Source organism: Vibrio sp. V23_P3S9T160, from assembly GCF_963886625.1.
GTDB classification, from domain to species: domain Bacteria; phylum Pseudomonadota; class Gammaproteobacteria; order Enterobacterales; family Vibrionaceae; genus Vibrio; species Vibrio anguillarum.
Map to the genome: position 1 here is coordinate 1 of NZ_CAWPDB010000025.1, position 14846 is coordinate 14846.

The following is a 14846-nucleotide window of genomic DNA, read 5'->3' on the forward strand; positions in this document are numbered from 1 at the left end:
GCCTTATACAATATCATAAAGAATCATAATAGCCGCGGTTATTCCGCAATTTGGACACTATTACAAAATGCAGACATAGATAACTACTATGAGAATGACGGTTCAATATTAGATATCTATTCTGAGAAACCTGACAACAACGACAGTGTTAGTTTTACTAAAGTCAGCGATCAGTGTGGTCAGTATCGACGAGAAGGCGATTGTTACAATAGGGAACACTCATTTCCTAAAAGTTGGTTTGGGGGCAGCGTTGAGCCAATGAATTCCGACGGTCACCACTTGTTTGCCACTGATGGTTTTGTCAATGCAAAACGCAGTAACTGGCCATTTGGCGAAGTTGGTCATATCACTTATACCTCAAGTAATGGTTCAAAACTTGGCAGTGCAAGCAATACGCTAGGTTATAATGGCACCGTATTTGAGCCGATTGATGAATTTAAAGGCGATCTAGCGCGCGCCTATTTTTACATGGCAACCCGCTACGAGAACCGTATCGGCAGCTGGCAAGGAAATACTGACAACGCTGATGCCATACTTGATGGTACTAGCACCATGGTTTTTGAAGCTTGGGCTCTGGCTATGCTAAAGCGTTGGCACCAAGAAGATCCTGTGAGTGCTAAAGAACGCCAGCGCAATGACGCCGTTTATCAATTTCAAGGTAACCGAAATCCCTATATCGATCATCCTGAATATGTAAGCCAAATTTGGGGTTATTAGGCTCTTTATATTGGGTAAGTAGATAGGCGCGATAGTAGTGCCTATCTACTTGTTATTTATTGTTTGTTGTTGCGAATTGTCTGCTGGTATTAGCCTTTATAAATACAACCCGCCGTGCAGGTTTCTTTAATTTCAACTTTGCTGAGCAGTGGTAAGCTTGGCTTTAATTGTTGCCAAATCCATTTCGCAAGCACTTCACTGGTTGGGTTCTCTAACCCTTCAATGTCATTCAAGTAATAGTGATCTAAACGATCATAAATAGGTTTAAATATCGCTTTAATTTCAGAAAAATCAATCACCCAACCAGTATGAGGATCGACCTCACCTTCTACATACAGACGAACTAAAAAAGAGTGCCCATGTAAACGGCCGCACTTATGCCCTGCAGGTACATGAGGTAAACGATGCGCGGCTTCAAACATAAACTCTTTGTATAATTCTGTTTTCATCTTGGTTCTCAAGCTTTTAAAAGAGAGGCAATACTAAGGAATATAGACTCACGAAACAAGTTTCTAGACAGCTTTGTTTACATTGCAAGACAGATGAAGCAGTACAATTTATCACGGTGATACAACGGAAAATCCCACGCCTTTGAGTAATATTTCAAGCATTAATAGGGAATCATGACGTGCCACATCACATTTGTTAAACCTATAATATGTATAGGGTCACACTCCAAAGACTACAACTTTTGCACTAGTGAATATTAACGCTATATTTACACTGTCACCCTCTCAATAATAATAAAATTATCATGAACTCAACAATTACGTCTAAATTGCTACTTACGCTCATCACCGTTTTTGCTTTTGTATTAACGGTATCAACCAGCTATCAATATATACAACAACGTGACCTGCTCAATTCGGTGTTGAGCGAGCAGTTACACGATAAAGCGAGTAACTACTTTGATAGCCTCAATATGATGATGTTGACTGGTACCATGGCTCAGAAAGAGACCTTACGCCAAAAGGCACTCGCGCAAGATGGTATTGAACAGGTGCGAGTATTACGTTCAGAGGCGGTCAGTAAACTTTATGGTCCTGGAAAAGAAAATCAACAGCCAATGGACGAGATAGATAAACGCGCACTGGCCGGGGAAACCGTCATTGAACCATTCAATGCTTCCTGGGGGAAAGGATTAGTCGTCGCCTTACCGATGAAATCAAGCCTAGATTACCGAGGCACAAACTGCGTATCTTGTCATATGGCGGAAGAAGGAACCGTTTTAGGAGCTATTCGTCTTGAATATAACCTGAGCCATGTAAACCAAATGATCAGTACTCACACTGTCATTGCCGTTATTATTATGGCTTCCATTGCCTTTATCGGATTTATGATCACGCTTTTTTTGATCCGCAAGATGATTGTTCGCCCTATCCAGCATACGTCACGATTCATGTGTGAAATCAGTAAGAGCAAAGATTTATCAAAACGGCTTATCAGCACCAAAAAAGATGAACTCGGACAACTCGCGGTCTCCATCAACTCTTTAATGGACACGGTTTCGGACAGTTTGGCAAAAGTGCAAGAGACCTCTCATTCGCTTGCCGATTCAGCAAACCAGTTAACCGACGTAGCACAAACAACCAACCAAGCGGCAAAAAATCAGCAGCGTGAAACCTCTGACGTTCAGCTCAATATTGAAGAGATGCAATCTCAACAACAGACGGTTAATCAAGCTACCGTTGATGCATCAAAGCTTATCAAACATACCGCTAATGTCGCTCAACAAAGTGCACAGCAAGCACATACAGCTAGCGCAGATATCAAAGGTTTGGTAAGCGATATCGAGTCCGTGAAAGATAAAATTTCTGAACTTAATAATCAGACAGGGCTGGTTTCCTCCATTCTTGAAACGATTAAAAGTATCGCCGAACAAACTAATTTGCTGGCTTTAAACGCGGCGATTGAAGCAGCACGAGCGGGTGAACAAGGAAGAGGCTTTGCGGTCGTGGCCGATGAAGTGCGAAAACTCGCCTCACGAACAGCAGAAGCGACTGGAAACATTGAGAAAATCATCGCTCAATTCCAACGTGACAGTGAAACATCGCTCGCCTCAGTTGATTTGGTTTGCTCACATGCGCATCAACGTTCAAATGAAGTCGAAGTTTTATCTTCCGCAATGAGTAATGCCGTACAAGAGATGCAGCAGGTGCTTGATCATGCAAACAATATTCAAGATCAAACACGAACGACCACACAAGTCAGCCAAGAAATTCAAGGGAAGATCGAAGTCATTACTCGACATGCTGATGATACGTCTCAATCGGCAACGCAAACCCGAGAAATCAGCGTCAATTTAAAACAGCTATCGCAGCGCTTAGAAACATTGATGAATCAATTTACGCTTTCTGCTAAGAATTCGGCCACGAATCGACAATAAAGGTTGATGCGAACGAATTGACAGGTAATATGTGCCATTGAATTAAAAAGTAATAAGCAACCCAATGTTTCGCTTGTTTTTTGTCCACTTTATAGAGTGAGAATACCTTTGAACATTGGGTTGAATTTTTACCTCAATGGAGACTATATCAAACATGACTTACGCGCCTGTAACAGACGTATTGAGCGGTAAGCTGGCCGTTGACAGTGAAGTGACTGTCCGAGGCTGGATTCGTTCTCGTCGTGATTCCAAAGCTGGAATCTCTTTTCTTGCCATTTATGACGGCTCTTGTTTCGACCCGATTCAGGCCGTGGTCCCTAATAATCTGAATAATTACAATGACGAAGTGCTAAAGCTCACTACTGGCTGCTCTGTCGAAGTAACAGGTAAGATTGTTGAGTCCCCTGCTTCTGGTCAAGCATTTGAACTTGCAGCAACTGAGGTGAAGGTTGTTGGCTGGGTTGAAGATGCTGAAACCTACCCAATGGCAAAAACTCGCCATTCAATTGAATATCTTCGTGAAGTGGCGCATCTTCGCCCACGCACCAACGTGATTGGCGCAGTGGCTCGTGTACGCAACTCCCTTTCTCAAGCCATCCACCGCTTTTACCACGAGCAAGGTTATTTCTGGATGTCAGCGCCGCTGATTACCGCTTCTGATGCAGAAGGTGCGGGTGAGATGTTCCGTGTTTCAACGCTGGATTTCGCTAACCTTCCTCGTACTGAGCAAGGCAATGTCGATTTCAATGAAGACTTCTTCGGCAAAGAGACATTTCTTACAGTTTCAGGACAGTTAAATGCCGAAGCGTATGCTTGTGCATTAAGCAAAGTGTACACTTTTGGCCCAACGTTCCGTGCTGAAAATTCAAACACGAGCCGCCACCTTGCAGAATTTTGGATGGTAGAGCCAGAAGTCGCGTTTGCTGATCTAAACGATGTCGCGAAACTGGCTGAAGATATGCTGAAGTATGTCTTCAAAGCCGTTCTTGAAGAACGTCGTGATGACCTTGAGTTTTTTGCTTCGCGTATCGACAAAGAGGCAATTACTCGTCTTGAGCAGTTCGTTAATTCAGATTTTGCGCAAGTAGACTATACCGATGCTGTGAAGATCCTAATCGATTCAGGTCGTAAGTTTGAATTTGATGTTGAATGGGGCATTGATCTTTCTTCTGAACACGAGCGCTTCCTTGCTGAAGAGCACTTCAAAGCGCCTGTGATCGTCAAGAACTACCCTAAAGACATTAAAGCATTTTACATGCGTCTAAACGACGATGGTAAAACTGTCGCTGCAATGGATGTTCTTGCCCCAGGTATTGGTGAAATCATCGGTGGCTCTCAACGTGAAGAACGTTTAGATGTTCTTGATGCGCGTATGATTGAAATGGGCATTGATCCTGAACACATGAGTTGGTATCGCGACTTACGTCGTTACGGTACTGTACCACACGCGGGTTTCGGCCTTGGCTTTGAGCGCTTAGTATCCTATGTGACCGGTATGGGCAACGTGCGTGATGTGATTCCTTTCCCACGTACACCACGCTCTGCAAACTTCTAAAAATCAAACACGATTTTTGTAAAAACCACCGACGTTAAACTCGGTGGTTTTTTTATTTCCCCAACAATCAGTGTTCACTCTCAATAACAATAGAGTGAATTTCAAATAAACATGAGATCAAAATCACCTCAATTTCATCTTCCTTTGTTACATTTAGTTCAATTACATGATCATGTTCACTCTATTGTGCTATGCAACCGAGTTACATTAACCACGTATTCAGATCGATCCATGGCGAGAACTTATATGAAAAAAAATGATGTAGATAATTTGCAGTACAATGGTGAAACAAACGGTGTTCATGGCTGGATGACCCCTTCAGGTCAACCTTACTACTGGCATCCTGATTGGCTTCATATCGCAGAAGATGCTACTGGCTTAAAGCCTAAACAAGCGTTAGATGTGGCAGAAAATGAGCAAGCAACAAAAAAACATGCCGTGTCGGCTATTTTGAAGCATATCAATCAATGGGCTTCAGAAAAGCTCGCCGAACACCCTGAAATAGAAACCGAAGCCATCGAATCTCAAATTGGCTTAAAAAAGTAACTACTACGACTTGTTGGGAGCGTCTCAACAAGTCGGTTTCAACTAAAAATAAATGAAGATCTGATCTATAAGTGCCTCGATGAAGCTCGTTGCAATATTTCCTGCGCTATTTGATTGAGTGGTAGCACCGAACAAGCACCACCACGTTCGATTGCCTCTTTGGGCATACCAAAAACGATACAGCTTGCTTCATCTTGTGCAACTGTATAGGCACCACTTTCTTTCAACTCATGCAAACCTCGTGCGCCATCATCTCCCATTCCCGTCAAAATAAAACCGACAGCGTTAGGGCCTACATGTTTTGCCGCTGAGCGAAAAAGTACATCGACTGATGGTTTATGCCTGTTAACTGCGGGGCCATCTTTGATTTCGACTTGATAATGTGCACCACTTCGATTCAGTTGCATGTGACGGCCACCTGGAGCGATCAATGCCAACCCCGGAAGAACTCGATCGCCATTCTTTGCTTCCCTGACCTCGATTTGACAAAGCCCATTGAGCCGATCAGCAAACATCGCGGTAAATTTTTCGGGCATATGTTGCACGATAACAATCCCCGGAGAGACTGCTGGCAATGCTGTTAAGATTGCTTCTAAAGCTTGTGTCCCACCTGTAGATGTGCCGATCACGACCACTTTTTGTGTGGTCTTCAATGTTAATGTCGAGTGATTCGGATTCGGCATTGTTTGCTGTACTTTCTTGAGTACATGAGGTTTGGGTTTAACAATATTTTCTAGCTTTGCTTGTGCGGCGGCGCGCACCGCACTTAACATTTCCTGCCGACTTTCTTGTAGAAAATCTTTCAACCCTGCTTTGGGTTTAGTGATAATCGTCAACGCACCCGCTTGCAATGCTTGCATAGTCACTTCCGCACCACGTTCCGTCAGTGTAGAACAAATGATGACCGGCGTCGGATGCTCCGCCATCAGTTGCTTGAGAAACGTAATACCATCCATACGAGGCATTTCTACATCTAAAATAATCACATCTGGCCATTGAACAGCCATTTTTTTTTGAGCGAATATGGGATCAGAAGCGGGAGTAAGCACTTCAATATCAGGTTCATTACTCAACAAAGCGCTGATCACTTGCCGAACAACCGCGGAGTCATCCACGATTAATACTTTTATTTTTTTCATGTAATGCCTCTATAAGTCGACACTCAATGGCTGATTAATAAGCTACCTCTCTTGCAGAAGATCGCCCATATTGAACCCAAACATCACCATTTTGGACATCAAAAAATACTTTACGATAACGCTTTCCACCCACATCATTGCGGCTTACTTGAAAACCGTGCTCTTTCAGTAACTGCATACCCAGTCGCACATTTTGTTGTGCAACATTTATCGAAGCGACTTTACTGTAGTGACCTGCAAACATAGTGCTACCTCCAAATACTTTAACAACACATTCCTTAGGATTGATTTGATGTCGTCGGCACTGAAGGGAAAAGTACGCCACAACATCGCTAGCATAATAGCCTTCAGGTTGTTTGGCCTCTTCACCTAGGGCGGATCGCTGGCTCAACAGATAATGGCACATACCCACTAACTGCGTTTTTGGATGCCATAACGTAATGGCAACGCACGAACCCAGCAGCGTATGAATCCAACCTCTGTGATGACCAAAGAATATCTCGCCAGGCATCAAGTTCATAGCCTCTGTTTTAGGTAAAAATTCGTTCGCCATTAATCACGAATCCCTCGTTTTTGATAGATAGACGGCTGCAGTAATTGCAAGTCATCGCAGTTGAGTCCGTTTAATGTTTCAGAGTGGCCTATTAATAAAATACCGCCACTTTTTAATCGGTTCGTAACGTTACTGATGACTCTTTGTTTGGTATTTTGATCAAAATAAATCATAACATTACGTAAAAAAATAAGATCAAAGTGACCAAGTTCATCCAACTGATTTTGTAAGTTCGCTAATCCGAATTTCACTTTTTTCCTTAATGAATTAACGATTTTCAATGTGTCATGCTTGGTATCAATGCCTTTTCGGCAATACGTTTTGAGATAGGCTTTCGGTATATGTTCATGGCGTAGCATCGGATAAATACCTTGTGATGCAATTTGCAACACTTGACTATTGATATCGGTACCAACTATTTGCCATTCTCCTTGGTAACGGCTGTCTAATAACATTGCCAGAGAATAAGCCTCTTCACCTGTCGAGCTTGCTGCGCTCCAGCAACGGATCTGTTTTTTACCCCATATAGTGAAGAGATGGTGCTGGATGTAAGCAAAATGGGCCTCTTCTCTGAAAAAGTACGTTTCATTGGTGGTCAGCAAATTGATGACTCGTTGCCGCTCAAGTTTGCGTACTTGCTGATCGCTAAATTTCGTCAAATACTCAAAATACTCCCGATATGAACTTATACCGAGCTCTCTTAAGCGCCCGCTTAAACGCCCAACCACCAACGCTTTCTTACTGGGTGTTAGTGCAATACCTGCAGATTGATATATCCAGCCACGATACAACTCAAAGTCCGCATCACTGATGATAGACATTTGCTCCATGGCTGAATTCCCAAGTTGCTGAGATTTGTGCTTAACTTGCAAGTTCATTCTGCTCTTTGACCTGTTCCATCATGGCCAACTCTTCAACAGATAGGACTTTATCCTCCGCTAAAATAATGACAAACTCTTCATCGAATTGAGCCATACCACAAATAAATTCGGTCCGGATCTTGGTACCAAAATTAGGGGCAGGTCTCATAAACTTACTTGATATTTCAATGACTTCAGAAACACTATCAACCATAACACCTAGGTCTTGACGTTGTTCTTCATTCGTCACTTCGATAATGACAACACAAGTCTTTTTATTCACTTCTTGCGGTTTAAGATAAAAACGCCGAGCTAGGTTGACGACAGGTACCACTTCACCACGCAAGTTAATAATGCCTTGAATGTAGTCAGGCATCATTGGCACCTGAGTTACTTTGCCATACTCTAATATTTCCTTAACATGCAAAATCGCAAAGGCGTACATTTCACCATTGAGCTGAAATGTTAAGTACTGTTGATCTTGTGCTAATTCTGTATTGGACTTAGCCAATATCATCGAGTTAGCCTCAACCGGGATAAGATTAGCCACATTCACCTCCAGCCACTAAAAGCGCACATACTCAGGTTCATCGTCCATAGAGACAAACTCAACATCTTTCTTCTGTTTAGGGCGTTGCTGCTCGTGGTGAACTGAAGATTTATTTGCTGCTTCACGGCGATTATTTTCTGTTTTGAAGAAGGTCATTAGTTGCTGGAGCTGCTGTGCTTGGCTGCTCATCTCTTCAGAGGTCGACGCAAGCTCTTCTGATGCGGAAGCACTTTGTTGCGTGATACTGTTGAGCTGTTCCATCGCTTGGTTAATTTGTGTTGCTCCGGTTGCTTGTTCCATTGAAGCTGCGTTGATCTCTTGCACTAAATCGGATGTTCTTTGAATAGAAGGCACCATTTCATCCAGCAGTTTTCCGGCTTGTTCCGCTAAACCAACGCTATTTTTAGCGACCTCACCAATTTCTTGAGAAGCAACCTGACTGCGCTCTGCCAATTTTCGGACTTCGGCAGCCACCACTGCAAAACCTTTACCATGCTCGCCAGCTCTAGCAGCTTCGATTGCGGCGTTGAGCGCAAGTAAGTTAGTTTGATAAGCGATATCATCAATAATACCAATTTTCTCAGCTATCGATTTCATCGCTAACACAGTTTTAGCTACCGCTTCTCCACCTTCTTTCGCTTCTTTAGCCGCTTTGCCTGCCATGCTATCGGTCACTTTCGCATTTTCAGTGTTTTGCGCGATTGAGGCTGACATCTGCTCTACCGACGAGGTAGTCTGTTCAACACTGGCCGCTTGTTCGCTCGCACCTTGACTTAAGTTCTGAGCGGTAGCTGAAACTTCTTCGGATGCCGAAGCCAATGCATTACTTGAGCTATTCACTTCACCTACGATGTCTGACAACTTGTCCACCATTTTTTGCATGGCTTCAAGCAAGCGACCCAATTCATCGCCTGACTTAACTTCAATTTTACTTGTTAAATCACCTGCTGCGAGTCGGTTAGCCAACGTCACTGCTTGCTCTAAAGGATTACAGATCCCGCGGATCAAGGTAACCGCAAATCCAATGCCAAACAGTAACCCAAATATAATTGATCCAATGGCGAGCATTTGTAAGTTGTCATAAAGCTCAACTTCTTGATTATAAACATTCTGCGCTTCATTAGACTGCAGTTGAATTAATGTATTTAATGTTTTTTCAACAGGTGAATAGAGTGGGCGCACTTTATCAACCGCAAGACGTGTCGCCTCATCGATATCCAACCGTCGTAAAGCCTCAATTGTTGGTTGCAAAGCTTGTTCAACGAAGGCTTTGTTCTGTTCTTCAAATTGTTTTGCAAGGGCCTCCTCTTCTTGAGTTAATCTAGTTAATTTATATTTTCCCCATGTTTCATCGATTACTTTGAGATGATTCTCGACGGTCTCGATTTGGGCACGAATAATATCCGCTTCAGGGTAGAGTTGTGAAAATGCTAGCGCAATTCGATTGTTCAAAAAACGCGTTTTGATATCACCTATAGATAACGCTGGTACAGTGCGGTCATAGTAAACCGTTTCTAGACCATGCAATGTTTTTTGCATGCCATAAAGCCCTAGTGATCCGACAATAATGAGTAACAAACTTAAGATGCCAACTAGCATGCTTAGTTTGAATTTAACTGAAATATTTTTAAACATAGCCTATTCCTTTCTGACAATGTAATTGAGCCAAGTTAGTGCATTGCCAATAAGCGATGCTTCGACTCTTCCTTCATAATATGTTGCGATAAACTGGCGATATCTAAGATAAGAGCAATATCTCCACTGCCCAAAATAGTCGAACCGCTGATTCCTTTAACCCGTGAAAAAATCGGCCCAAGTGGCTTAATTACGGTTTGTAATTCCCCCAACAAATTATCCACGATCAAACCAGCACTTTGCCCCGCACTACTGACCACCACCACATTTTGGCGTTTTGAGCGACGCGCAGTGAGGTTAAATTGCACTCTTAAATCAATTAAAGGCAGCACTTGTCCCCTGAGATTAATATAAGGTTTGCCTTGGCCATCTTTGAGCCACTGGTCATCAAGTTCGACGCATTCTTGAACGGCATCCAACGGCACAACGAAGGTTTCGCTACTCACTTCAATTAGGAAACCATCAATGATCGCGAGTGTGAGCGGCAATACAATGCGGATAGTTGTTCCTCGATTAAGTAGGCTGTGAATCTCTACTCGACCTCGCAAATCGGTAATATTTCGCTTCACTACGTCCATACCGACACCGCGACCTGAAATATTGGAAACCTGCTGGGCCGTTGAAAAGCCGGGCTCAAAAATGAGCTGAAAAATCTCGTCATCGCTCACGAGTTGGTTTTCATCAAGTAGCCCTTTTTCAATCGCTTTTGCGCGCAATTTTTCGCTGTTGAGCCCTTTTCCGTCATCGCTCACATCGATCACTATATTGCCTGAGTCATGGTAAGCATTGAGCGTGATGGTGCCGTGAGAAGGTTTACCATTTGCGACACGCTCTTCCTCTGTTTCAATGCCGTGGTCAATCGCATTGCGCACTAAATGCATCAAAGGATCGCCAATTTTTTCAATCACTGATTTATCTAATTCGGTATCCGCACCGGTAATCGTGAGATGAATACTTTTGTTTAGCTCCTTCGCCATATCACGAACAACGCGTTGAAAACGGGCAAATGTCGCACCGATAGCCACCATTCTAAGCTGTAGTGCCGCGTCTCTGACTTCTTCGAGAAGGCCATTAAGCCGTGCAACAGATTCAATCATTACATTTTCGCCAATTAGCTCCGCCTGTAATGCACTGCCGGCACCTGCGGTGACCAATTCCCCGACTAAATTAATTAAGGTATCTAACTTTTCAGCATCCACTCGCAAGCTTTTTTGCTCTTTGGTTAGCGCCTCTCGGGCTTTACTTTGTTTATCGACCGCCGCATTGAGTACGGGTGCTAATTGAGCATCAGCCTGAGTGATAATTTCTCCTATGGGTATCGCGTCCGAACTCGCTTCTCGCCGCTCATTTTGTTGCTGCAATGCACGCTTCAATTCAGTCTCAGTGAGCGCGCCACAACGAACTAATATTTCGCCAATTCTATAATTTTCATCGGGCATTGATTGAATGTGATCAATGAAGTCACCTACTTTGGCACTGGGTGGAAAGATGCGAACGTCACCTTCTTCACGAATAAATTCAAACACGTCTTCGATTTGTTGTTTAGATGCCGGCGAATAGAAACGCAGTTCAAAACCCAAATAACAACATTCCGGATCAAAGTTGTGCCAATCAGGTAATTTTCGGTCGACAGCCTCGATATAAATAACCTCTCCCAGCGTAGTTAAATAAGAAAGAAAAGAGAGCGGATCCATACCATCTTGGAATGCATGAAGCGGGAAAGTTAAAGAGATATGCCAGCAGAAATTGTCGAGTGCGGTGTGATCAAGTTCAGATTCCGTGGTTGGTGAATGACTTTCTGGTTCAGATTGACCTAAAAACTCAGACAATCGGGCTCCTAAGCGCTGTCCGGTAACGTCATCTTCTGATGACTCTTGCCCCGTTTGAGCATCATCAATCAAGCTCACCATGTGATCGCGGCACTCAAGCAACAAGGAAATATGCTTTTCATGCAACTTAAGTTGTTCTGAGCGCAATAAATCAAGCAAGCTTTCTACTTTATGAGTAAAACGAACGATCTCATTTAAGTTAAATATCCCTGCTGAGCCTTTTACAGTATGCGCTGCTCGGAAAATTGCGTTTAATCGCTCATTTAAGCCATCAAGATTCCCGCTATCCAGTTCAAGAAGGTCAGATTCCATCCCTTCAAGCAACTCCCTGCTCTCATTAAAATAAGTTTGGAGCGCCGCAGCCATCATTTCGTCCATAGTATCTCCCTGGGACTTCGTCATTAGCTTGTCACTTTGTCTTATTGTGAACTCGAAAGAACGATAGGGTCATGAAACCATCCCACTAGCCCCAGTTTACCCAGTACATCCACCACGACTTCACTGTGATGAATCAGTTCACATCCCTGTTCTATTCTTGCTTTTTTAAATGCCATCAATACTTGTACGCAACTGCTGTCCAGAGCAGTGACTTGGGAAAGTTCAATGGCGATCTTCTCGCTATGAGACACAAAAGGGGTCATCTGCTCAAACAAATTTCGAGCCTCATAAATCGTCAGTTCACCGTCAAGTTTTAACATTAATTGCTCATCGGTTTGGTGTGGAGTCAGCATAATCCCCCCTTAGGCTTGGATCAGTTTTGCTACGGCGGCAAGCATCTGTTCAGGTGCAAAGGGTTTTACAACCCAAGCTTTCGCACCCGCAGCACGACCCTGTTCTTTCTTCGATGCCTCCGATTCAGTTGTGAGCATAATCACTGGCGTAAATTTTGTGTCTGGCCTTTGCTTCAGCTCTTTAAGTAAGGTAATGCCATCCATATTCGGCATATTTACATCGCTGATGACCAAATGAACACGATTCCCGGCCAATTTGGATAGTGCATCTTTACCATCATGAGCTTCGATCGTCTGATAGCCTGCTCCTTTTAAGGTCATACTCACAACCTGCCGAATTGAAGCCGAATCATCTACAACAAGTACCGTTTTGTTCATCACAGAGTTCCTCATTTATTCATTTACGGTTCTCAAAAGAAAGTAATGTCCGTGCTAGTCACCTTGCTTTTCACCTCAGTAACCTTGCCTTTGTGGCTTTCATGTTGTTCTATCATGGTGTAGTTCTTGGTCATTTTTTCCAGCCATTTTTGCGGAGATAATTCGCCTGCGATCGCATGATTGCTGTCTTGTTTGAGCAGCTCTAATGAGTCACTGAGTTCTTTGAGATTGGTGCTGATTTGCTCTAATATTTGGCTGACTCGGTCTTGAAATTGCAATTTCACAATCACACTACTGATTGTTTCCTTCACCGAAAATGCATCTTCTTTTAACCGCTCAGACTGTTGCTGTAAGGTTTGTGCCATATCTTGGAAGTGGTTAATGACATAATCGATACGCTGCTCGGTTTGTTCCATTTGTTCACTCTCAGCCGCAATAGCCATTTCAGCCGTCTTAAATGTAGTATTAATCGCATCACTCACGACGTTCACTTTATCCGTCATGCTGCTAGCGATCTCCCTTGAACGCTGTGAGAGGTTGCGCACTTCATCGGCCACCACTGCAAAACCTCGGCCTGCCTCGCCTGCTCTGGCTGACTCAATGGCAGCATTAAGCGCTAATAAGTTGGTTTTTTCAGCAATGCCCACCACATCGGTTGCCATTTTTTTTAAATCGACTGTGTATTGATCAAGGCTGCGCATTTCATCAAGCATATGCTCTCTTGTCTTTTGGCTTTCTCTAAGCTCATCAACCGCTTTAGAAAGCATGACTCGACAACGCTCAATTTCGCTCATTAAATTACGCTCATCTTTTAAGGTTGAGCCTTGCGAGAAGGAGAGTGCTTGTGAAAGCTGCGTAACAAGATCACCAAATTGCTGGCTCAATTGAGTAACAGAATCGGTAAGTTGCACATTGGCTAAATCAATATGACGAGACCACACTGGCAAAGATTGAGCAAAGAGAGGCTCTAAAGAATGATATCCATCCAGTTGGATCTCTTGTGTTTGAGAAAGGTGTTCAATCGTCTTTTTTTGAGCTTTGACTTGGGAAATGAAGGATTCGTAATTCCAAATTGCATAGCTAACACTAGCAAAAGTAACAAATAATAGAGCCCAAACACCAAAATGTGTTGGCTGTGGCATAAGAGCAACTATCGACAATAGCACTAAGGGCACGTAAACACGTACCAGCCTAATGAGGAGCATGATTTATTATCCTTTAGCCATAAAACACTGACGAAAGCTATGACGTTATGTAAGAAGTTGTTATGCAACGCCTAGAGCTCATAACTAAAGATAGGAAAGCTTGGAGGAATCTGCAATGTAGTCGGTAGATGTAATTTTATTTTTGTTGTGTTAGGTAATTTTAAACAGTCCACTCTTATCAATCAGAGTAATGATTGACTTTCGTTAAGTTCGGCCGAGTAACGTCATTAAGCCCTCTCCTCTGTTCTCATAACATGACGCACTGATCGGATCACATGGGCTTTATTTTATTTAGCTATCTTTCCTAGAAATACATCACTAGAATCCATCGCTTTTCTGATCCTCCGCACATCGGTTAGTTACGAAAACACAACATTGAACGAATTTAATCACCTAAACTTAATCATCACATACCGAAATGAAATCAAATTCATGAATAATACCAAGCGAAGCAACAGCCATCATTCTACAGGGCGAAGCGACACATTTTGACCCACAAGTCGTAGAGGCTTTTTTGAGTGTTGAACAACAATTTGTCGCCATTGCCGCTCGCCATCAGGATAAACATTAATCTCTTATTACAGTAACTCCTCCGCTCAACGGCAAAATATCGTATTTGATGATGAATTTTGCCGTTGAGCTGACTACTTCTCAAAGTAAAACCTATTTAATCTCCCCGCCTGAAAACGTTGGATGATAGAGTTTTTTTAAAAAAATCGCCTTTTTGTTCATGATTCTTAGCCAACACAAATTATTTTCAGT

14 protein-coding genes are annotated in these 14846 nt (G+C 43.0%); 4 read left to right on the forward strand and 10 right to left on the reverse strand.

What is annotated here, in order from left to right; all coding sequences use genetic code 11:
• Positions 1-717 (forward strand): HNH endonuclease signature motif containing protein (locus AACU59_RS01685; RefSeq protein ID WP_202598852.1); only part of this gene is annotated, 717 nt, incomplete at its 5' end.
• 89 nt (positions 718-806) lie between these two features.
• Here AACU59_RS01685 and queD read toward each other — a convergent pair.
• On the reverse strand, positions 807-1166 hold the full coding sequence (queD, locus tag AACU59_RS01690; RefSeq protein WP_010320709.1) for a 6-carboxytetrahydropterin synthase QueD: 360 nt from the start codon (positions 1164-1166) through the stop codon (positions 807-809).
• A gap of 305 nt (positions 1167-1471) precedes the next feature.
• Here queD and AACU59_RS01695 point away from each other — a divergent pair, with 305 nt between their 5' ends.
• The 3 genes from AACU59_RS01695 (at position 1472) to AACU59_RS01705 (ending at position 5204) form a co-directional block, all read left to right on the forward strand.
• Complete coding sequence (locus AACU59_RS01695; protein WP_017048608.1) at positions 1472-3103, forward strand: methyl-accepting chemotaxis protein; 1632 nt, start codon at positions 1472-1474, stop codon at positions 3101-3103.
• 154 nt (positions 3104-3257) lie between these two features.
• Complete coding sequence (gene asnS, locus AACU59_RS01700; RefSeq protein WP_026028293.1) at positions 3258-4658, forward strand: asparagine--tRNA ligase; 1401 nt, start codon at positions 3258-3260, stop codon at positions 4656-4658.
• 246 nt (positions 4659-4904) lie between these two features.
• A complete protein-coding gene (locus AACU59_RS01705; RefSeq protein WP_017043621.1) occupies positions 4905-5204 on the forward strand; it encodes a hypothetical protein in 300 nt (99 codons plus the stop codon).
• 65 nt (positions 5205-5269) lie between these two features.
• Here the strand turns inward: AACU59_RS01705 and AACU59_RS01710 are convergent, their stop codons facing one another.
• The 9 genes from AACU59_RS01710 to AACU59_RS01750 are packed head-to-tail and all read right to left on the reverse strand — an operon-like array spanning position 5270 to position 14084.
• Entirely contained in the window at positions 5270-6343 is a 1074-nt protein-coding gene (locus AACU59_RS01710; RefSeq protein WP_013856766.1) for a protein-glutamate methylesterase/protein-glutamine glutaminase, read from the reverse strand.
• A 34-nt stretch (positions 6344-6377) separates the two neighbouring features.
• Positions 6378-6896 carry a chemotaxis protein CheD gene (locus AACU59_RS01715; RefSeq protein ID WP_094124926.1) on the reverse strand — a complete coding sequence of 173 codons (519 nt, stop codon included), beginning with the start codon at positions 6894-6896 and terminating at the stop codon, positions 6378-6380.
• Entirely contained in the window at positions 6896-7774 is an 879-nt protein-coding gene (locus tag AACU59_RS01720) for a CheR family methyltransferase (RefSeq protein WP_094124927.1), read from the reverse strand. The genes AACU59_RS01715 and AACU59_RS01720 overlap by 1 nt, the downstream gene beginning before the upstream one ends.
• A complete protein-coding gene (locus tag AACU59_RS01725) occupies positions 7758-8306 on the reverse strand; it encodes a chemotaxis protein CheW (protein ID WP_228209078.1) in 549 nt (182 codons plus the stop codon). The genes AACU59_RS01720 and AACU59_RS01725 overlap by 17 nt, the downstream gene beginning before the upstream one ends.
• Before the next feature lie 15 nt (positions 8307-8321).
• Positions 8322-9941: a methyl-accepting chemotaxis protein gene (locus tag AACU59_RS01730; protein ID WP_161437717.1), complete on the reverse strand. Its 1620-nt coding sequence runs from the start codon at positions 9939-9941 to the stop codon at positions 8322-8324.
• 35 nt (positions 9942-9976) lie between these two features.
• Positions 9977-12172 (reverse strand): chemotaxis protein CheA, encoded by a 2196-nt coding sequence (locus tag AACU59_RS01735; RefSeq protein ID WP_094144409.1) that lies wholly within the window; start codon positions 12170-12172, stop codon positions 9977-9979.
• Between the two features lie 17 nt (positions 12173-12189).
• Entirely contained in the window at positions 12190-12501 is a 312-nt protein-coding gene (locus AACU59_RS01740; RefSeq protein ID WP_094144410.1) for an STAS domain-containing protein, read from the reverse strand.
• 9 nt (positions 12502-12510) lie between these two features.
• Positions 12511-12894 carry a response regulator gene (locus AACU59_RS01745; RefSeq protein WP_013856759.1) on the reverse strand — a complete coding sequence of 128 codons (384 nt, stop codon included), beginning with the start codon at positions 12892-12894 and terminating at the stop codon, positions 12511-12513.
• A 17-nt stretch (positions 12895-12911) separates the two neighbouring features.
• A complete protein-coding gene (locus AACU59_RS01750; protein WP_094144411.1) occupies positions 12912-14084 on the reverse strand; it encodes a methyl-accepting chemotaxis protein in 1173 nt (390 codons plus the stop codon).
• Between the last annotated feature and the right edge of the window lie 762 nt (positions 14085-14846).